This is a genomic window from Paenibacillus sp. FSL P4-0184 (genome assembly GCF_038004625.1).
In the GTDB taxonomy this organism is placed as follows: Bacteria; Bacillota; Bacilli; order Paenibacillales; family Paenibacillaceae; genus Paenibacillus_AQ.
Window position 1 is genome coordinate 1,647,739 of the sequence record NZ_JBBORN010000001.1, and the last position, 21,111, is coordinate 1,668,849.

At 43.6% G+C, this 21,111-nt stretch carries 19 protein-coding genes and 1 riboswitch; of the genes, 8 read left to right on the top strand and 11 right to left on the bottom strand.

The window, feature by feature from the left end; all coding sequences use genetic code 11:
• Positions 1–248 precede the first annotated feature (248 nt).
• From MKY52_RS07030 to MKY52_RS07040, 3 genes are all read right to left on the bottom strand, one after another.
• Positions 249–1,664 (bottom strand): HAMP domain-containing sensor histidine kinase, encoded by a 1,416-nt coding sequence (locus MKY52_RS07030; protein ID WP_341050627.1) that lies wholly within the window; start codon positions 1,662–1,664, stop codon positions 249–251.
• The gene (locus MKY52_RS07035) at positions 1,661–2,335 is read right to left on the bottom strand and encodes a response regulator transcription factor (protein ID WP_076285173.1); all 675 of its coding nucleotides are present in this window, start codon (positions 2,333–2,335) and stop codon (positions 1,661–1,663) included. The genes MKY52_RS07030 and MKY52_RS07035 overlap by 4 nt, the downstream gene beginning before the upstream one ends.
• A gap of 148 nt (positions 2,336–2,483) precedes the next feature.
• Complete coding sequence (locus tag MKY52_RS07040; RefSeq protein WP_042184372.1) at positions 2,484–2,903, bottom strand: pyridoxamine 5'-phosphate oxidase family protein; 420 nt, start codon at positions 2,901–2,903, stop codon at positions 2,484–2,486.
• 161 nt (positions 2,904–3,064) lie between these two features.
• Here MKY52_RS07040 and MKY52_RS07045 point away from each other — a divergent pair, with 161 nt between their 5' ends.
• The 6 genes from MKY52_RS07045 to MKY52_RS07070 all read left to right on the top strand — a co-directional run bounded on the left by MKY52_RS07045 (position 3,065) and on the right by MKY52_RS07070 (position 9,490).
• Positions 3,065–4,279, top strand: a complete 1,215-nt coding sequence (locus MKY52_RS07045; protein WP_339288931.1) for an MFS transporter — start codon at positions 3,065–3,067, stop codon at positions 4,277–4,279.
• 80 nt (positions 4,280–4,359) lie between these two features.
• Complete coding sequence (locus MKY52_RS07050) at positions 4,360–5,811, top strand: hypothetical protein (protein WP_042123643.1); 1,452 nt, start codon at positions 4,360–4,362, stop codon at positions 5,809–5,811.
• Positions 5,812–5,960: 149 nt separating this feature from the next.
• Positions 5,961–6,071, top strand: a riboswitch (TPP riboswitch).
• Positions 6,072–6,231: 160 nt separating this feature from the next.
• Complete coding sequence (locus MKY52_RS07055; RefSeq protein WP_042123640.1) at positions 6,232–7,281, top strand: ABC transporter substrate-binding protein; 1,050 nt, start codon at positions 6,232–6,234, stop codon at positions 7,279–7,281.
• Positions 7,282–7,579: 298 nt separating this feature from the next.
• Positions 7,580–7,873 carry a thiamine-binding protein gene (locus MKY52_RS07060; RefSeq protein ID WP_036682688.1) on the top strand — a complete coding sequence of 98 codons (294 nt, stop codon included), beginning with the start codon at positions 7,580–7,582 and terminating at the stop codon, positions 7,871–7,873.
• Positions 7,870–8,631 carry an ABC transporter permease gene (locus MKY52_RS07065; RefSeq protein WP_341050634.1) on the top strand — a complete coding sequence of 254 codons (762 nt, stop codon included), beginning with the start codon at positions 7,870–7,872 and terminating at the stop codon, positions 8,629–8,631. Before MKY52_RS07060 ends, MKY52_RS07065 begins: the two co-directional genes overlap by 4 nt.
• A gap of 16 nt (positions 8,632–8,647) precedes the next feature.
• Positions 8,648–9,490 carry an ABC transporter ATP-binding protein gene (locus MKY52_RS07070; RefSeq protein WP_341050636.1) on the top strand — a complete coding sequence of 281 codons (843 nt, stop codon included), beginning with the start codon at positions 8,648–8,650 and terminating at the stop codon, positions 9,488–9,490.
• Between the two features lie 114 nt (positions 9,491–9,604).
• Here the strand turns inward: MKY52_RS07070 and MKY52_RS07075 are convergent, their stop codons facing one another.
• The 7 genes from MKY52_RS07075 to MKY52_RS07105 all read right to left on the bottom strand — a co-directional run bounded on the left by MKY52_RS07075 (position 9,605) and on the right by MKY52_RS07105 (position 17,222).
• Complete coding sequence (locus MKY52_RS07075; RefSeq protein WP_076285167.1) at positions 9,605–11,155, bottom strand: flavocytochrome c; 1,551 nt, start codon at positions 11,153–11,155, stop codon at positions 9,605–9,607.
• 259 nt (positions 11,156–11,414) lie between these two features.
• On the bottom strand, positions 11,415–11,804 hold the full coding sequence (locus MKY52_RS07080; RefSeq protein WP_445670986.1) for a RidA family protein: 390 nt from the start codon (positions 11,802–11,804) through the stop codon (positions 11,415–11,417).
• A 14-nt stretch (positions 11,805–11,818) separates the two neighbouring features.
• Positions 11,819–13,306 carry a Na+/H+ antiporter NhaC gene (nhaC, locus tag MKY52_RS07085; protein WP_339799941.1) on the bottom strand — a complete coding sequence of 496 codons (1,488 nt, stop codon included), beginning with the start codon at positions 13,304–13,306 and terminating at the stop codon, positions 11,819–11,821.
• Positions 13,307–13,385: 79 nt separating this feature from the next.
• Positions 13,386–14,561, bottom strand: coding sequence for a MalY/PatB family protein (locus MKY52_RS07090; protein ID WP_341050638.1), 1,176 nt, complete (start codon positions 14,559–14,561; stop codon positions 13,386–13,388).
• 36 nt (positions 14,562–14,597) lie between these two features.
• Positions 14,598–15,275 (bottom strand): helix-turn-helix transcriptional regulator, encoded by a 678-nt coding sequence (locus MKY52_RS07095; protein WP_042184354.1) that lies wholly within the window; start codon positions 15,273–15,275, stop codon positions 14,598–14,600.
• Positions 15,276–15,512: 237 nt separating this feature from the next.
• Positions 15,513–16,262: a WecB/TagA/CpsF family glycosyltransferase gene (locus MKY52_RS07100; RefSeq protein ID WP_341050641.1), complete on the bottom strand. Its 750-nt coding sequence runs from the start codon at positions 16,260–16,262 to the stop codon at positions 15,513–15,515.
• Positions 16,263–16,340: 78 nt separating this feature from the next.
• Positions 16,341–17,222, bottom strand: coding sequence for a nucleotidyltransferase domain-containing protein (locus MKY52_RS07105; protein ID WP_341050644.1), 882 nt, complete (start codon positions 17,220–17,222; stop codon positions 16,341–16,343).
• 184 nt (positions 17,223–17,406) lie between these two features.
• Between MKY52_RS07105 and MKY52_RS07110 the strand changes: the two genes are divergently transcribed.
• Complete coding sequence (locus MKY52_RS07110) at positions 17,407–18,456, top strand: YncE family protein (protein ID WP_341050647.1); 1,050 nt, start codon at positions 17,407–17,409, stop codon at positions 18,454–18,456.
• A gap of 34 nt (positions 18,457–18,490) precedes the next feature.
• On the opposite strand, the gene MKY52_RS07115 is transcribed toward MKY52_RS07110, so the two are convergent.
• A complete protein-coding gene (locus tag MKY52_RS07115; protein ID WP_341050649.1) occupies positions 18,491–20,014 on the bottom strand; it encodes a DHA2 family efflux MFS transporter permease subunit in 1,524 nt (507 codons plus the stop codon).
• A 192-nt stretch (positions 20,015–20,206) separates the two neighbouring features.
• On the opposite strand from MKY52_RS07115, the gene MKY52_RS07120 reads away from it, so the two are divergent.
• Entirely contained in the window at positions 20,207–21,097 is an 891-nt protein-coding gene (locus MKY52_RS07120) for a TetR/AcrR family transcriptional regulator (RefSeq protein ID WP_341050650.1), read from the top strand.
• Positions 21,098–21,111 lie beyond the last annotated feature (14 nt).

Sequence of the window (21,111 nt, forward strand, 5' to 3'; positions counted from 1 at the left end):
CTTAGAGTAGGAAAACCCGGCTTTTTAACTATTGGATAGTCCTTCGAAATATTTCAACACAGGTCATTGATAACTCCTGAGAATTGGAACCATTAAATGGCCCTATTAAACATTATAACTACAACCAAATATATTACGCTATTCTGCTCGTTAGTTGTTAAAACAGGTGCCGTTGAGCTCGTTTTTATTGACTATTTTTTCCCGTGAGAGCTTAATGACGATGGTAAGTCTAAGATTTTATTTTCTTTCTACAGCGGATTAAAGATTACTACGGAAGTTCCATCTCCTGTACTCTCCATATCCCACTCTAACTCCATATGCTTCATTAACAGATCCACGATGGACAGCCCTAATCCTGCCCCTTTGTAATCGGATGGACTCTGGATACCTCTGCCGTGATCCGTAATCAAAATAACACGTTGCCCATTACGGGACTCCGTAGAAATCCCTACATAAAGACCACTGCTGGCATGACGTACAATATTCTGAAACAGATTATCAAGAATACGGCGGAACCAGACCTCATCCACCATCCAGAACAGCGGATCAGCCTCCAGGTCAATATCGATCTCGAAGTTCTCTTTTTCCCATACGGGGTACCAAGCAGCAGCACTTTCCCGCAACAAGCGCAAGACATCTTTACGCTCCTTCTTCAAAGTGATCCGTCCGCTGTTGAGGAGATTGTAGGATAAAAGATTCTCGATCAAGACGCTAAGATCTGCTATACGCTTATCCATTAGCTCTAAGGACTGTTGTCCTTGCGGGGTTAAGCTCTCCTTAGTCATTACATGAATGTGGCTGCGGATAACAGTTAGCGGTGTACGTAAGTCATGAGATAAGTTGGATACTAAACGCTTACGCAGCTCTTCCTCTTCGATTTCCCTCTTTCGACTTTCGTCAAGCTTCGCCACCATCGTGTTAAAAGCTTCCTCCAGTCTGCCAATCTCATCCAGCTTGCCCGTCATAATAGACTTAGGCATTCTATCCGGTCCCGTAATCGTCATCGCGGTTTGCAGCTGTAGTAGCCGTTTGCGTATTTTTCTAAAGAACAGCAAAGAAACCAGTGCGAACCCTCCAAAAAGTACAAAGAGCACAAAGTAATACAAAGCCCAAGCCCCGACTCCCCCATAAGCCCCTTTGTTGAGCAGCTTGTTTGGAATTTGCATTACCATAAAGCCTTTACCCGCATCCACTCGGTCTCCCATAAAGGCGACGATGGCTAAAGGATCACGCTTTGTACTTTCTTTCATAAAAAAAATAGCCTCAGCCGCCGTCCACTGCTCCGGAACTCCGCTGCCATGGTCCGGATTGCCTTCATCAGGTGTGAGAATCAACTGGGTCATTCCCTGCCCATCTACCCAAAACATAGTAGCCTCAGTGTATTTCCGGCTCAGTTCATATAGCCGCTCATTTATGCCTTCTGAAGAAGCATCTTCCAATTGAAGCGCCTCTTTATGCCACATGGTCTCCAGCGCTGCAACACTCGAATACAGAGAGGTGTCTACAGGTGGAGCCCCTTTAGTCACTTCATTAACCATATTGTAGAGAACAAAAGATAACGGCAGGACCACAGGGATAAAAAGCAGTGCAGAAACAATAATAAGCAAATATCCCGATAGCAAAGAGGAGTTACGCTGCTTGCGAATGCGCCCTGACCCCCTCATGCTCTTACCCGATATCCGATCCCCCGGACAGTTTCTATAATTTCGGGATTTCCCGGATCAAGTTCTAACTTTTCGCGCAAATATCGTATATGTACCATCAAAGTTTTATCCCCTTCGAGATAGGCTTCTCCCCAGACGGCTTCATAAATCTGCTCCTTCGTCATAATCTGGCCGAGATGACGCAGCAAATAAGAAAAAATCTGAAATTGCTTACCCGTAAGCATGACTTCTTCCTGTGTCTGAGCATTTATTACTCGGTTATCCCCTTCATATACGACTAGGTGTTTAAGCGTGAGCGAATCCTGAACAGATGCCCCATTCCGCCTGAGCAGCACTTCAATTCTGGCAGCCAATTCATCCGGATGAAAAGGCTTCGTCAAATAATCATCCGCGAATTCAAGCCCCTGCAGTTTATCATCAATAGAGGTTCGCGCAGAGAGCATCAAGATCGGAAGCTTAGGGTACGCCCGCTTCAATCGTTGTCCGACAGTAAAGCCATCCAGGCCAGGAAGCATTACATCCAGAATGGCCAATTGACAAGGCGCCGCTTCCTCCGTCGCTCCCTCCCCGCTCCGCAGCCAACGCACACTATAACCACGCTCACTTAAATCCGCAGACACGACGCTGCCGATTTCATGATCATCTTCAATATATAACAGAGTAACGGTCATGTATTTTAAGTCCTCCCCTGAGAAATTACGTAAAAAGTTGAAGTCATTATAACATGTTTTAACAGGTCACTCAGGGACTTATCTTTTAAAAAAGCCCTCCTAAACCCGTGGGGGATAGGAAGGCTTTCAGAATCGATTTTAAATTGGTTTAGGGAGTCCACACGCCGTGCTCTTTATTACTGCCAACATACTCAATACGCGTTGGAGTAAGTTCAAGAATCACATAATTAGGGTCATCAGGCCCAGTAAACCATGGCTCCAGCTCTTTGTTCCACACCTTTGTGCGCAGCCCTTCGTCCTTAGAAACGGTAGCGGTGGCTTCAATCTCCAGCACATCTTTGCTTCCGCCTGACTCATATCCAAGCAGTAAAAAAGCATTCGGATTATTCGATAATTCCTCCACCTTATGAGTTTTGCGATTCGTAGCTAAATAAATCTTCAAACCCTCATGGAAAATGGCCATGTAACGTACTTTCGGCTTATTTCCTTCTTCGATCGTACCAAAGGAACCAAACTTGTTGTCATCCAATGCTCTAATAATGAGTTGCTCCAGTTGTTTGTTATCCATTACGTAAATCTCTCCCTTCAAGCATGTAAACAAAAGTTTATATATCCAAGCTCACCGTTTGGATTTATCATAACAATGGTGCTTATTATAATGTACCCTTCCGGTTCACATTGAATCCGACCTTACTCCATAAACTACTTTCAATATAAGGAGCTTACTTCGTGAAAAAACTGATCTGGATCGGCTGTCTTTCCTACTTTGTCATTGGCCTTGCTCATGTAGTGCTGGGATCTATTCTTCCCGTTCTGCTACAGCATTATGACCAAAATTATAGTGCCGGCGGGCAATTAATCTTTAGTCAATTCGCTGGTTTTTTGGCTGGTGTGCTTGTCTCTCCCCTACTCAATCGCCGTTTTGGGAAACGAGGAGGCATCATTATCGCCACCGCTCTTCTCCTGACTGCTGAGATTGCGTATGCTTTTCTACCCCCTTGGGAGTGGATGTATGTCATTGCTGTTGCGGCTGGCTTTGGTTTCGGTATGATCGAAGCCGTCATCGGCACCATCATTATCGGAGCTGTGACAGAAGGAACCGCGATTGCGATGAGCCGACTTGAAGTCCTATTTGGGATAGGAGCACTTGTAATGCCTCTTATCGCCAGTCCGCTCATTGCTACCGGAGCATGGAGATTGGCATTCCTAATTGTCGCTGGCTTCTCATTACTTTCCCTCATTCTCTGGGGAAGAGGCCATTTTGGGAATCTGCAGCCCATACTGGACGAGCGAGCACCTCGCAAAGTCTCAGCATCCGCACATTCCTCGCAGTCCAGCACACAGCTTCCGTATAAAGGGAAACAATGGATTCTGCTGGGCATCTTCATCCTTTTCTTCTTTCTTTATGTAGGTACGGAGATGAGTCTGGTCAACTTTATGCCCGCCATCTTTATCGCCAAGCTAGGGATGACAGAATCTGCGGCGGCGCTGACAGTCACTTTCTTTTGGCTAGCTATGTCTACAGGAAGATTGTTTGCTGGAGTGATTGCAGAGAAAATTTCTTACCGTGTATATATTTTAAGTAGCTGTTTACTGACCTTGTTACTGCTGGCTCTTTTTCCGTTCACAGATAATCGATTAGCTGCATTCATCGTAATTATGCTACTTGGGCTATTTATGTCCGGTATTTTCTCCATAGCTCTAGTCTTCTCCAGCAAGATGCTACCAGGAGCCGAAGAATCAACACCCAGCATAATGATCGCTGCTGGAGGTGTCGGTGGAGCTCTGCTGCCCCTATTTATGGGCTGGTCTATGGACCATCTAAAAGTGGCACAAACTGCTGGGTTACTTGCCGGTTTTGCCGCCTTCTTGTTCTTGCTGAGCATTGCCACATGGAGATTCCAATCCAGACAAGCAGTGCAAAGAAAGAGTTCCAGTATTTAGAATGTTAAAATGGTATCAACCTAATCCTTTTAGGGTAATGTCATCTATAAGCATATTCTGAGCACAAGGATGGACGATGAATGGATAAGCTTTCAACTGAGCCTTTATTACATACTGCGCTTATGCAGTTTATTTTTCCCTTTTCAATAAAAAAGGGCGATTCTAAGAAGCTTATCCAACAATTGCAGGATGATGGCTTCACACGTTTTTTTCTGGATAATAAAGAGTTAGAAAATGCCTATTACGGAGAAGATCACTGTGTTTCCCATGAACGGATGGAGCGCACCTATTTACCGTTTGCTGCACATATTCTTTTTCCACGCAAGAAGGATGTAGACTCTTTCCGCCGCTTTTCCAGAGTCAATAATCTGGACTGTATTCTAGAGATTCCTCAGCAGTCTATATTTTTTAAAATTCTCTCGACGGATATATTCATATGTCCTTTTCAGCTTGGATTTGTGACGATACGTGTCCAGCTTGAGGGGGATTCGATTCCCTTTAGTATTGCACTGGAATTCGCGGACCGCTTCCGGACGCTTGAGAATACCTTCGTACAGGATGACTACACCTATATCCATTGCGGAGAACAGACCTATGAGATGGTAGAGGATTTTGTCTTCCGAAATCTGGTGGATGGACTGGAGCCTTTTCTGGATCACTCGGATATTAATGGGGCTTATTTCGAGACCCTTCCCTTTTTCGTAGATGAAAGAATGCAGGTGCAAGCCTTTTATGGCTTTCAGAGTGAAGGAGATTCTGATGAGATTAGTATAAATATGCGCTATCGCGCCTCTCAGCTTGATGGAATTGATCTGAACGGGAAGCCCTATGCCAGTGCCAGCGATCCAGCGTATATTGCGAACTACTGTCATGAGCATTCCTATAATCGATGGGGCCCAGACTCGTATTATATGATGAATGAGCAGACCTTTTGCTGTCTGACCCGAGCTGAACCAAAGATCGCCGTTAGCCTGGCCAACCAGATGTACGGGCAATATTATTACGGATTTCTACTCAATATTTTCCACAAAATTGTTCTGCTAAAGCTGGCAAATATGCATTCCCGACTACGCATAAACCACGATTATGATGAGATCGACAATTTAATCTACTCGATTAATAAATTCTCGGCAAAGTTTTATTTCTTGGAGCTGATTTCACAGTCGCAAGGACGGGAGATTTTTCTTCAGCTGCGTAAAGTATACGGGAATGACGCTCTGTTCGAGGAAGTAAAAGAAACCTTGACTGACCTGTTTCAGTATCAAGATAAGTTCCAATCGAAGCGCCGGGATAATCTGCTGATGATCCTCACTGTATTTACGGTGGTAAGTGGGATTTATGGCATGAATCAAGTCATTGACGATCTGGATGGAAAGATTCAATGGAGTAAGATGGTTAGCTATTCCCCCTTTGAGTTTCTTGCTCTTTTCGTGATTATGAGCGGGATAATGATCAGTGTTGTCCTTACGCTAGGTGCTCTGGTTACTGAGCTTAAGCGGCGTCATCGCAAGAAACATAAAGATCTGGATTAATGAAAACGGACGGAGAGATTCGAAAAATTTAGGCGCGTGCTACTAGACATTCCGAGAACAGCCGTCTATAATACACCGTATGCAAGCATAAACGCCTTCAGCGTCCTTATAAAGACGATTAGCGTTTAAGCGAGAAATACCCGTTAACTTCATAGAACCAGGGGTGCTGGAATTGGCCGGCTGAGATTGTATCCCACAAGATACTGACCCTTATACCTGATCTGGATAATGCCAGCGTAGGAATCGCCAATTGGTTTTGGTCCCTGTGACCTTTACTAACCTTGCGCCAAGCCAGCGTCCCGATCACTCGGGGCGCTTTTTTTGTGTAGATCACAAAAGATGTAGAAGAAATGTACATACTACACTTTATGGTTCATGTTGGATGACGGGATCTGGCAACCTTAAAGGAGAGAAGAAGACATGCAACTCAAAAAAGCACTTATGCTTAGCCTCACCTGTATGCTCATTCTTGCGATTGCCGGATGCGGCAGCAACAATGGGAATACAGCCGGAAACAAAGGAAATGCTGCGGATTCGAATGCAGCGACCGGATCAAATGCTCCGAAAGAGCTTACCAAAGTTAAGGTTGCACTGGATTGGACACCGAATACGAACCACACCGGTCTATACGTAGCCAAGGATCTTGGTTATTACGCGGAAGAAGGTCTGGATGTAGAAATCGTTCAACCTGGCGCAGCGGGTTCTGATACTATGGTTACCTCTGGCGAAGCCGCTTTTGGGATCAGCGCTCAGGAAGGATTGACTCTAGCCCGTCTACAAGGCGTTCCCCTTGTCTCGATTGCAGCCATTATTCAGCATAATACTTCGGGATTCGCCGCTCCAGTAGACCGCAATATTAAATCACCAAAAGATTTTGAGGGTAAAACCTACGGCGGTTGGGGCTCTCCTGCTGAAGAAGCAGCCATGAAGGCGATCATGGACCCTGTTGGTGGCGATGTGAAAAAGGTGAAGCTAATCAGTATTGGTGAAGCTGACTATTTTACCGCAGTCAAACGTGACATTGATTTCGCTTGGATCTTCTACGCTTGGACAGGTATTGAAGCCGAACTGCGTGGTGAGCCTCTGGATATGCTCTACTTGAAGGATTATGCGCCTCAGCTCGATTATTACACCCCTGTGCTGACCACGAGTGAGAAGCAGATTTCTGAGAATCCAGATTTGGTGAAGGCTTTCCTGAAAGCTACATCGAAGGGTTATCAATATGCGATTGATCATCCAGAAGAGGCTGCCGCTACATTATCCAAGGCTGTGCCTGACCTTGATGCAGAGCTTGTCCTAGCTAGCCAAAAATGGCTTAGCCCGAAATATAAGGACGACGCCCCACGCTGGGGAGAGCAAAAAACCGAGGTCTGGCAGAATTACGGCGACTGGATGTATGATTTGAAGCTGCTGGACAAACCGCTGGATGCAGCTAGTGCATTCACGAATGATTTTTTACCGGCGGAGTAGACCGGACTTCCCAAGTTCGTTCAAGATTCGACGCCGAATCTGCTTCCTGAATTACATCGTTATCAAAGTTGGCTTTTTGAACTTACCTATTTCAATGAGAGTTCAAAAAGTCGACTTTCAGAACCAAGAAGGTTGAACGTTACTTGAGGAAGGAGGAACGGAGCGTAGTGATGTGCTACGTGAGTACCGGACTTCCCAAGTTCGTTCAAGATTCGACGCCGAATCTGCTTCCTGAATTACATCGTTATCAAAGTTGGCTTTTTGAACTTACCTATACTATTTGAGAGGATTGATTATTGTGGCTAATACATTATTAAGCATTCAAGTAATTCCTAAGACTCCAAACAATGAGGACTCCATCCCATACGTAGATAAAGCGATTGAAGTTATTCAAAAATCCGGCGTTAAACATCAGGTGAATCCACTGGAAACTACTATGGAAGGTGAACTGAGCGAGCTTCTGGAGGTTGTACGTCAAATGCAGGAGGCGCTGATCGAGGCAGGTAGTCCAAGCGTGATCTCCCAAATCAAAATCGCTCATAACCCTAACGGAATCAGCATGGATAAATTGACGGAGAAATATCGGCCGTGAGATCGACCTGGAAGCTAATATGGCCGCCCCTTGTGGCGGTCGTCTTCTTTTTAACCGTATGGCAGTTATCTGTTTCTCTATTCCATATCGAATCCTGGATTCTGCCGAGTCCTGCTGATATTGCTCGCGAATCCACCAGTAATGCCTCAGGTCTCTGGGCTCATACGATGGCTACGCTCCGACTCACATTAATCGGTTTTCCTATTGGTACAGGTGTAGGCTTGATCGTTGCGCTACTTTTGCATCTTTTACCTTGGGCTAGACGGGCTTTTTATCCACTCATTATTCTGAGTCAAAATGTTCCCTCTATCGCACTCGGACCACTGCTTATCATCTGGTTTGGCTTCGGCCTTTTGCCCAAAATCGTGCTGATTACAATGGTATGCTTCTTCCCGGTAGCTGTCGCTGCAATGGGCGGCTTGTCTCAAAGTGATCAGGTCATGATGAATTATATGAAAATGGCGGGCGCAAGCAAGTGGCAAATCTTCACCAAGCTGGAGCTTCCGTCTTCTATCCCGGCACTATTTTCCGGTGTGAAAATATCAGCTACCTATGCGGTTATGGGAGCCGTGGTCGCTGAGTGGATTGGCGCGGATAAAGGGATTGGCTATTATATGCTCTTGCAAAAATCGGCTTACCGTACGGATCGGATGTTTGTCGCTATTGTTATTATTGTGCTCCTTAGTCTTGTGCTTTTTGCGATTATCGCCTTGCTCGAAAAATGGTTAGTTCGCTGGAAACCGCGCCGTAACTCATAGAAAGGAAGATGCCTGTATGTCTCAAGCGACGCAAATAGAGCAAAGAACAACTGAAATCATAAGCTCTCCTGAAGCTCATACTGCACCACCTGCTCTTGAAGTAAGCGGCATCTCCAAGTCCTTCACCCATCGTCGCCGCGAGACGAACGTGCTTAACAACGTCTCTCTTAAGGTAGAGCAGCAAGAGTTCGTTTCGATCGTCGGTCCTTCCGGCTGCGGAAAAAGCACCTTATTCCATATGATCGGCGGACTAGTGAAGCCCGATGCAGGAACGATCCGCATGAACGGCAGAGCCGTTACGGGTCAACGTGGTGAAATCAGTTATATGCCGCAGCAGCCTGCGCTTTTTCCTTGGCGAACGATTGAAGATAATGTACTGCTAGCCGGGGAAATTAAAGGCGCTCTGCAGGATGGAGCTCGTGAAGAAGCGCGCCAGTGGCTCGCCAAGGTTGGCTTGAATGGATTCGAACAGGCTTATCCGCATATGCTGTCTGGTGGGATGCAGCAGCGTGCTGCTTTTCTCAGAGCATTGCTGGCTCCGCAGGAGTTGATGCTGCTCGATGAACCTTTCAGCGCATTGGATGCACTAACTCGCAGCGAAATGCAGCGCTGGCTGCTGGAGCTGTGGGAGGAGAATCGCCGCTCCGTGCTATTCATTACCCATAACATCGAAGAAGCGTTGCTGCTCTCAAATCGTATTTATGTATTCTCAGGTCGCCCCGGCTCCATCCTACATACTGTTGACGTGCCATTTCCACGGCCACGCCGCGATGAGATTACGGATTCCCCGGACTTTCTTAAACTCAAACGCCAGCTGTCACAGTGGATGCGAGAAGAACAAGCTAAAAGCGAGAAGTAGCTTTTTGAATAGAGGTCACTCCACTCACTTTAAACGAGAGATTAAACAAAGAACCGCCCGGGCTTCAATTAGCCCAAGCGGTTCTTTTGTTTTAACCAGAATAGCAGTTAAATCTTATTGTGCTTGTACAAACTCAGCAGATTTAATCCCTGCTTGACGGCCGAAAATAATGATTTCTGCTACAGAGTTACCGCCGATCCGGTTTTGACCGTGCAATCCACCTGTAACTTCACCAGCCGCATACAGGCCAGGAATAGCAGCGCCGTCTTTATTTAATACTTCTGTGTTCGTATTGATCTTCACGCCGCCCATGGTGTAATGAATCCCTGGGGCGATCTTAATAGCGTAGTAAGGACCCGCGGACAAATCGTTGTCCATCCCTGTTGTTCTGCCGAATTCAGCATCGTTCTTGTTCTTTACCGCGCTGTTCCAAGTATCAAGTGTCGCTTTTAGCTTATCGGCTGGAACACCGATTTCTTTCGCCAATGCTTCGATGGTATCCGCTTGGATCACGAAGCCCATTTTGTCATATTGTTCAATTGCTTTCACGCGTGATTTGACACCGGAATCAAAGACAAGCGTAGCCGCTTTTTCAGGAAGTGCATTGATCGCTTCGGTAACTTTATCACGTGTAGTCAATTCGTTTACGAACCGTGTGCCTTCGCTATTTACGAGGATAGAGCCTTCGCCGCGTACAGCTTCCCCGATCAGATAAGATTTTTCTTGTTGAACTGTTGGGTGAACCTGGATTTGATCCATATCAACGGTCGTTCCGCCAAGTGCCTCAATCATCTTGATTCCGTCGCCGGTACTGCCGATTTGGTTAGTCGTTACGTATCCTTCCAGATCAGGTCTAACTTTTGATATCATATCCATGTTGGATCCAAAACCACCTGTTGTTACAACAACTGCCTTCGCTGTAATGGTTTTTTCATCAGCTTGGTTAAAGAGTACTTTGACGCCGTTAGCCTTACCGTCTTTTTGAGTAATTTCTTTAACATCCGCGTTCACAAACAGTGGAATTTCTTTTTCTTGTACGTTTCTAACCAATCCTTTGACAAGGTATTGGCCTACCGCAGAGCCGTCTTCTGGACGGTGGGTGCGTTTTTCGCTCATGCCGCCTGTGATCGTAATATTGTTCAGCTTAATTCCGATCGAATCCAACCAATCGATTGCACTTGCGGAATTGTCAACGAAGAAACGAAGCATCTCTTTATCGTTCGTGTCATGGCCGCCCTTTAATGTCTCTTCATAAAACTTATCATTGCTATCTTCAATGCTTTGCTCTTTTTGAAATTTCGTTTGGGAAGCGTTCATTCCTGAGGAGGATTTACTTGTATTCCCACCTGCAACCGGCATTTTTTCTAAAATAACAGGGTTCAAGCCTTTGGCCTTAGCTTCCAGTGCAGCAGACATTCCTGCACCACCAGCACCAACAATAACGATATCATAATTATCTTTTAATTGATCCAGTGGTGTGTAACTAGCTTCTGATGCACCTGATACGGCTTCAGCTTTATCATTTTTGGCCGTCTCATTTACCTTACTTTTGTTCTCGTTGCCATTACTATTACCTGCGCTGTTGCTATTACTGTTACCGCAGCCTGCGATTACGAGCATGACAGAGAGAATGAGAATGAGAGCAGTACTTGTTGTCTTCTTCATCTTTATAACGCCCCTTTGTGAATGTTTTCACATTTATGATAACGCAAAGTCGATGTTTTGTGAAGGTATTTCTGTAATTAGTTATGATTACTGTTACATTTTCATGTATATTTTCATTTAAATTTCCATAAAAATCCTCAATTTCAAAGGCTCCATAGCTTACTACTCAAAGAAAGCCACCCTATCCAGGGTGGCCTTTAATCTTATTTTCTTATCAGCGTGTGAAACACAAATTTGGGTAGTACGGACTGTCTGTGCCTTAAGGTATATAAGCTATAACTTCAATTTCTACGAGCCCATCCTTAGGCAGACGTGCTACTTCAACAGCGCTGCGAGCAGGGTATGGCTGAGCAAAAAACCTTCCGTAAATCTCATTCACCTTAAGAAAATCATTCATATCCTTTAGGAAAACGGTCGTCTTTATTACCTGATCCATGCTTGTACCCGCCGCTTCCAGTATAGCTTTGACATTCAGCAACGATCGTTTGGTCTGTTCCTCAACCGTAGCAGGAAAAGTCCCCTTAACCGGGTCTAGTCCGAGTTGTCCTGAAGTATATAAGACGTTCCCAAGCTTTACAGCTTGAGAGTAAGGTCCAATTGCACCTGGTGCATCCGTTGTTATTACAGTTTCTTTATGCATATTTGTCATTTTAAAAGACTCCTTTATCCAGCTTGTTCATTAGTGTTACCGTCATATTCCTTTAGCATTTCTGCCTGTTGCTCTGGCGTTAACTTCGCGATACCGAATCCCGTGAAGCCCCATATCGTCGCAAAGATTATTCCTGTCCAACAGAGAACAGCCCAAGGTAAATAATCTAGCGTTGCAACACCCAGCGTACCCGCCATATAAGCACCTGCAGCTGTCCAAGGCAGAATAGGCTCGGTAATCGCCGCTGAATCCTCGATGGTACGTCCCAAGTTCTTCGGATGCAAGCCCCGACGGATATATGCTTCACGCAGCATTTCCCCTGGCATTAAGATGGATACCTGACCATTACTTGTAACTCCGATCATCGTAAGACCTGTAACAATTGTTGCTACGATCATTGAACCTGTGGAATGGACGAACTTCAAAAGCTTATTAACAATCAATTCCAAGGACTTCGTCAGAGATATGGTTCCAGCGAACGTGATTGCACAGAAGCAAATGAGAAGTGTACCCATCATGGAGTTCATTCCGCCACGATTTAGAAGACGGGGTACATCTTCAATAACGTTGGCAGAATCAAACCCAGCTACTTGAACCATAGAAATATTAAATCCATTAACAACAGAAGATACGACATCATTCAAAGTAAATCCCTGGAATACAAGTGCGTTAGCCATAGCGAACATAGAAGAAATCAGCATGACCGGTATTGTCGGTTTCTTCGTAATTGAACCATACAAGATGATTAATACGGGTACTATAAGCAGCAGATTAAAGTCATAAATTGTATTCAACGATCCCATGATTGTTCCAACCTTCTCCGGAACAATAGCACCTGCGGCATCTGTGTTTAGGCCTGTAATAATAAAAACAACGCTTGCGACAATAAAGGAAGGAATTGTGGTATACAATAAATGTCCAATATGTTCATATAGATTGACACCTGTTGCTAACGCCGCAATATTGGTTGTGTCTGAAAGCGGTGACAATTTATCACCAAAATAAGCACCTGCAACTACAGCACCAGCCACTGCTGCTAGGTTTGAATCCATACCCGCGCCAACGCCCATAAAAGCAACCCCGATCGTTCCCGCTGACCCCCAAGATGTGCCCGTACAAAGCGAAACGGCAGCTGTCGCAATAAATGCGGTAATAAGCAGAAATTGTGGACTAATAATTTTTAATCCATAGTAAATCATCATCGGAATCGTTCCACCAACCATCCATGCCCCAATCATAAAACCAACCATGATCAGAATAAGAATGGCGGGCATCGTTTTCGCGATCTTACCAGCGATAGATTCTAGTATGTCGTTATAGCTATAACCAAGAATAATCGCGATAATACCAGCAACAACCGCTGAGGTAATAATAAGTGGTTCTGGTGGTAATTCAAACAACACATACCCTAAACTAAGTAGCACAATCATCGTAATAATCGGCAATAGCGCTAAGAACATCGTCGGCTGTTTCTTGACTCTTGGTGTTTCTGATTTGGACATGATTATTATCCCCCTTGATACGGATCTGAGAAAGGCTACTAACGAGGTCTTTCAAGGTCATTGATAAAGAGTTTTTTTATTATGAATTTTTTAATGGATAGGCTCGGTACAGCCGATGAAAAGCTTCTTGTAACATGGGCAGTGGCGTTGCAATATTTAAGCGAATAAAGCCTTCTCCTGATGCCCCAAAACCTGTTCCAAAGCTCACACTAACCTTAGCATCGGACTCAATCCACTGCTTTAGCTCTGCTTCGTTGGTGCTAATTGCCCTACAATCAACCCATAATAGATAGGTTCCTTCTGACTCGATCACGCGAAGCTCAGGCATATATTCAGCTATATAAGCTTTCACCCAATCGATATTGGCTGTGATATACCCTCGTAATTCTTCCAGCCATTCATCGCATTCCGTATAAGCCACTTCTAATGCAGGTACTGCAAAAAAGGTCGGGTTATGACAGCCTGCTTGCTGTAAGCAATGTCTGAATTTCTCACGCAGCTGATCATTCGGAATCACGATGTTAGCAATTTCAAGGCTTGCAAGATTAAAGGTCTTCCCTGGGGAAGTACAGATAAAGGATCGCTGCTCTGCCTCAGTCGATATCTTCCCGATTATCGTATGCTCATGGCCTTCATGGATAAAATCGGCATGAATATCATCCGATACAATATAAGCATCATACTTTGTACACAAGCTAACGATTCGTTCTAGTTCAGCTCGTGTCCATACTCGTCCAACCGGATTATGCGGTGAGATGAGCAGTACAATTTTAACCCCTGCTTGCATCCGCAACTCCATATCAGCAAAATCGATCTCATAACGCCCGTTCACTTCACGAAGCGGACTTTCCACTAATACGCGGTTATTTAGTTCTACCGATTTAGCAACCGGCTGATAGGCTGGAGTATGAATTAACACTTGATCACCTGGTTGAGTGAAGTTCTGAATGATCAGAGAAACCGCTTGCACAATACGAGGGCAAAACACGATCCATTCTTGCGGAACCTCCCAATCGTAAGCTTTTTTAATCCATCCCTGAACTGCCTCATAATAAGGTGGAAAAGGATCGGTATATCCATATATGCCATGCTTCGCCATCTCCGTTACTCGCTCTATCACCTGTGGGGGGGCTTGAAGATCCATATCCGCGACGGAAAGCGCTATCATTTCTCTGCCCAAAACTTGCGCCATACCATCCCATTTAGCGCAATTGGTCCCATATCGGCTAACAACCTTATCAAAGTCTATTGTCATCTAGCCCACTTCCTCTCTTGAGAGTTCTGTTTATTCTCACTTAATTTTTTGCAAATAACGATAAACTGTTGGCTCAGATATCATCAAGGTCTTAGCGACTTGAGAAACTCCGCCTTTAAGTAGAAACACGCCCTGCTCGTTAAGTACTTTCACAAGTTCAATCTTCTCTTTCGAGGACAATCGCTCTGCCGGGACATTAATTTTACCGAGCACCGAATCAATCATGTGCTGGAGTAGGTCATCTACGTTTCCTTGTAAATACTCTTCCGTCTGCTTCTCTACAACCTCTTGTTGTGGTATTAACGGTACTGGTGGAAGTGTTGATCCTCCTTGCAAAATGTTTTGTATCCACTCAGCTGCAACCTCCATATGCGTGACATCAATGTTAATACACATCATACCGACCAATTCGCTGCTGCTGTTTTTAATATAATAAGTAGCGGAGCGAAATACCTGACCTTGCGAACCACGCGCTTTATAGTTAGCAATAAACGGTTGCTCACGGTAGGACTCATCTTTCAACAGCTTAAGCACGAGATCTGTTGAACTATCGCCTACTTTACGCCCACTAATGTATCCGTTCTCAATAAAAATAATTGAACGCTCTGGATTGCTTATATCATGAATAACAACCTCACATTTTGAACCTATAATTGAAGCAATAAAAGAAGCGATTGGAAAATAGGACTCCAGGCAGCTGCGATCTTCTAACATGTGAGCATCTCACTCCTTTCGTTTTACGTCTTTTCTATTTTGATAATAATTTATTATCTTGATAAGATTTTATTACAACATTCTTAAAAAAGCAATCAGTAATATATTGGAATTGTTCCAGCCAATATTCTCTCTTAAATACTTAGGGCATATTTCCTGTAAAGCGATAACAAAAAAAGTCTTTCACTATTTCTACAAATTGCAGAAATAGTGAAAGACTATATTTACTGCTGTGCCTTATTTCCTAATCATAGCTCGATACACGAATTTAGGAAGAACTGCTTGCCTGCGCCAGCGCGACTTTTGTCCTTTGGCCACAGGTGCGAATAAGAGTCGATGCAGCCACTCCAAATTGAGCTTCTTCCATATCGCAGGGGCTGGAGTCACTTTTCCCGCTATAACATCCAAGCTTCCCCCCACGCCAAACACAACCTTAACCTGAGAAAGCGCCTGTTTATGCTTATAAACCCACTTGTCAGAGTATGGAGCCCCCATCGCGACAATCAGGAAATCTGGCTGTGCGTGCTGAATTTCTGCCACAATGGCCGGTTCCTCTTCTTTAGTAAGAAAACCATTATGTCTTCCGGCAATTTTCACATTCGGATATAGCTCTGTAATCTTTTCGACCGCTTTACAGCTGGTATGCTCATCCGTGCCTAAGAAATAAAAGCTCCAGCCCAGCTTATTCCCTTGTGCAAGCAGCTCAAGAAGTAGTTCATACCCCGTAACTCGTTCAGCTATAGGGTCACCTTTTCTTCTCGATGCCAGCACAATGCCAATCCCATCAGGAGTAATCAAATCTGCCTCATGGAGTATGGTTCGAAGCAGCTCGTCTGATTGGCTTGTTATCGTAATTTCCGGGTTCGCCGTAATCAAATGAAATAGCTTCGGTTCTCCGGATTGAATATGTTTTGTTAGATGAAGTGTTGTCTCGTTAAGTGTTAGTTTTGAAAAAGGAACGCCTAATATAGAGACTGTCCCAGCCATTTAATCACCTCTTACTGAAAAGTTCATTCCAGTATACCTTACCGTAATCAAGAAGGATAGTCAGCGTCATTACTCCGTTTATTCCTTCAAAAACTTCCACCACTCTATTAACCAAGGTTCATCGATCCCTCGCAGGCGGAATTCCTCCAAAAGTATCTTTCGAAATTGTTTTTCCATTTTGACAAAATTATTGTCCTCCTGGTGCATGGGAGCAAAGGATTCATCCTCTCTAAGATAACTCCAAAAATCGCCTGCACACTCCAAAATCTTTCGACCTACGACCGTTTGCTGCGCTACGGGAACAAGCCATTTGTCATAGGGATACGGATAACCTTCAATAGTGATTGCACAGCGTAAAGCCTCTTTATAAAGAGAAACCGCTAAGAACAAGATGGGAAAGGCGTCGCCACGAACTACAGGATTATCTAGACTTCTGGCATAGCTTCTTAGCTGTATGTATGAATTCTTACGAAATTTCATTAGTACTTCAGGTTGGAGTGGAACATAGGAATGAAAAAGTGACTTCAGATCCAGCAGATCGTAGTAAATATAGGACACAGATGCATTCCATAGCCATTCCATATCCCCACTCATTAAAGCTTCTTTGATATCAGATATTTTATGGAGTGTATAATGCCCTATCTTCCCACTCGGAAGCCTTAAATCCATAAAAAAACTACTGTGCTCCGGAATCAGCCCGGCTTCCTCGAACCGATGATTAATACTGTTGTAAGACTCATCCTCACAAATAATGATTATATCTACATCCGACTGCCCATCTACCACCCCGAGTGCGGTCGATCCATCTAGGATAATGCTTACCCTCTGACGATCTTCTTGCAATAACGGATGATTTAGGATCTCTTGCGTAATGTACTTTCCAATCTCCTCTAGTAATTCGCGATGAAGTAGCAACTTATCAGGTGTTAGTAAAATATCCGACAATACTGATTTCATCATCGTATCCATCAGCCTCCAATCGATCTCAATTCCCTCATAAATATAGCGCTTACATTTAATCTGAAATGTGGATTTGGGAATATCATTCTATACTCTGGAGATACATCTTGCAACGATATATAGTACCCTTTTGCCCTTGCCCAAATATAATGAATCATCTAGTCATTTGAAGAGGGGTATAAGCATGGCGCAGCCAAAAGTGATTGCTACAGTCCGCTCTGCCGGACCGATCGGAGATATCGAAGTAAATGTCAGCACAAATAGGGTATACTTTGTTAACCCAGACACTGAGGCTGGAACTATCGGGGTACTCGATGGCATAACGAATCGAATTATCGCACGCATCAATGTTGGAAGACTGCCAACACAGCTTGGGATTAACCCCCAAACTAACCGAATCTATGTAACAAATTTTCGTGACGATACGGTTTCTGTTATTAACGGGCGGACAAACCAGGTGATAAAGACTGTGAAAGTGGGCCGCATGCCTGATAATATCGGAGTAAATGTTCGAAAAAATTTGATTTATGTAACTAGCATAGCAGGAATTATATTCGTCATCGATGGGAAAACAAACCAGATCAAAACGAAGATTGAAGTCGGCGGTCGCCCTTCCAGAATCGTTATTAATGAGCTTACAAATCGTATATATGTGACCAATACAATAAAAAATTCCGTCTCCGTCATTAATGGAAATACACAGGCTATCATTGCCACCATAAAAGTCGGTAATAACCCTGTGATACCACCCGCACTTAATGTAATCACAGGCCGCATTTATGTCGCTAATAACTTAAGTCGGTTTCTCTCGGTAATCAACGGCCGCAACAATAAATTGCTGCAAAATGTACAGCTGGGGCGTCTGCAAAGTGAGGTCGTTATCAATCCGCTGACAAACCGTATCTATGTCTCAAGTGCACAAGTTGAAGGTAAAGGAAAGCTATTCGTCATCAATGGAAGTAACAACAAAATCATCACTACAAAGGTTCTGCCTACCTCCTCCAACATAACCATTAATCCGAATACAAATCATTTGTTTGTTGGTAATTTCGATAAGAACCACATGTCCGTTTATAACGCCACCACGTTTAAAAGGCTCGTAAGATTCCCTTTAGTGTCAGGCAGTACTGTGCTAAACCCAGTCACCAATAGAGTTTATGTTGGAGGAAATGATTCCATCACAGTCATTCAGGATGTATCAGAACTTATATTTAAAAAAGGCGCCCACCATTAGGTGGGCGCCTTTCTATATAACAAATCTCGTAGAACTAATGCGTTGTAACCTGCTTAGCAGCTACTTTCTTTGCAGTCACTTTCTCTTCTGCCGTTTCCTTAGGCTGTACACCTCTTTTAATAAAGAAGGCTAGAATAAATGCAATAATCGCTACGCCTACAGATACTAAGAATGCATCATTAATTCCTTCAATAGTAGCTTTCGCAATGACTTGATTTTGTATACCAAGCAATTGGTCTGCCGAAGGTTTAGCCGTTAATTTACTTACAGCATCAGCGACCATATCTTTCACATGTGAAGTGGTACTGTTAGACATAATGGTTACGAGCAGTGCCCCACCTATCGCCCCTGATACTTGCTGAATCGTACTGTTCATAGCTGTACCATGCGGCGTATATTTGGCTGGGATAGAATTCAAACCATTGGTCATAACTGGCATCATCACCATAGAGATCCCGAACATTCTCACAGAGTATAGAATCATGAGTGTCGAATATTTAGTCGTTTCAGTCAGATCACTAAAGAAATACGTACTAATCACTACAACCGCTAGACCGATTAGCGCTAATACCTTACCGCCGAATTTGTCGAACAATTTACCTGTGATTGGTGACATAACACCCATAATTAACGCACCAGGCAACATTAGAAGTCCCGAATCCAGTGGTGAAATCCCTCTAATATTTTGCAGGTAAATCGGCATTAGCATCATCGCTGAGAACATTGCCATATTCAGTGTAATCGAAATCGCTGAGGATAAAGCGAACATCGGATATTTGTACACTCTGAAGTTAAGCATAGGCTCCTTCATCTTCATTTGGCGCATAATGAAGATCACTAATCCAATCGCTCCGATAATAAGCGCGGAGTAGACCATTGGATCATCCCATCCTTTGTTCCCAGCAGAACTGAAGCCGTATAGGAGACCCCCGAAACCAATCGCTGATAGAACTACAGATAAGAAATCGATCTTAATAGCCACATCTTTTTTAGGATCATGCAATTTGAAGAAGGCCAGAATGAACACCAATACAGCGATTGGGGCAATCATAAAGAATAGTACAGGCCATTCATAGTGCTGAATAATCCATCCAGATAATGTAGGTCCGATAGCTGGTGCAAAAATCATAACCAACCCGAACATCCCCATAGCTGAACCACGTTTCTCAGGTGGAAAGGTAGTGAACAATACATTCATTAATAATGGCATCATGATTGCAGCCCCTGAAGCCTGAACCATTCTGGCGATCAGCAACACAGGGAAGCTTGGTGCTAATCCGCCGATAAAGGTTCCTATCGTAAATAATCCAATCGCAATTAAGAACAACCGTCTCGCGGTATACTTTTGAATCAAAAAAGCTGTTGAAGGAATCATGATCCCGTTCACCAGCATATAGCCCGTTGATAGCCACTGTACCGTTGAGGCACTGACATTAAAATCCTTCATAATCGATGGTAAAGCTATATTGAGTAGGGTATTACTCAGTAAAGCAACAAATGCACCAATCATGAGGATTGCCAATATCCCGTAAGACGCTTTACTTTCTTTTGCTTTCATTTTGGAATCCTCCATTCTATAATCATACTAAAGGTTCAATTTTGAACTCATGTTATAATCCAGTGTAGAATATATTACTCCCTTATTTCTCGCTTGGCAAGACAAAAATCATTTAAAATTGAAATTGTATTAAGTGGAAATATACGCTAGTCTATATTGGAACAAAGAGTTCAGCTTAAAGGGGCACCTCAGATGATAAATAAACGAAAAGAGCAAGTGGTTCATAAAGCGCATGAATTATTTATTGAAAAAGGCTACCACGCCACATCCATTCAGGATATTTTGAATCATAGTCGGATCTCCAAAGGGTCTTTTTATAACTATTTTCCTTCCAAGGGGGATCTTTTTAAGGCTGTATTCACTTCTATTCACATTCAGCTGGAAGAAGGGCGAAATTCACTGCTCATTGGTCAAGATCCCTCTGACATTAAGATATTTGCCGAGCAGGTTCAGCTGGTCATGAAAATTAACAAGAAAAATAAATTGTTACAGCTCGTAGAAGATGCTTTGGTCTCCAATGACCCAGACTTAATAACGTTTATCAAAAAAACAAAGTTCAGCCTCCTTACCTGGGTACATGAACGTTTCCTTCATATTTTCCCTGAGGATAAGAAACCCTATTTACTGGACGGAGCCATCATTTTTACCGGAATTCTGCAAAATATGCTACAAATCAACAGTGCTATGAATGAAGTCATCACCTCTAAGCAAATCATTGATTATTGCACTACGCTTATCCAAACCATTGTTGAAGAAGTAAGTCAAATGGGCATTCAACTCATCTCACCAGAGCATGTGGGCAAATTATTACCCGCAGCGGAATACAGTGATTTTTTCAATAATGATTTATCCTTTGCGACCATCAGCTTAAAAAAAGTAATAGAGAGATCATTTACAACTGGTGATGCGAACCTCACTAATTATCTAAAGCTGTTATACTTTATCCAGGAAGAAATCATGAACAACAAGGAACCGAGACAGTTCTTAATCGAAAGTGCTCTACTATCCTTAAGGACATGTCCTAATCTAAATGAAGCCAAAGAGTTTAAGCATTATCAGGATGTATTATTTAAAATGCTGTAAAGCTAACTAAAAGT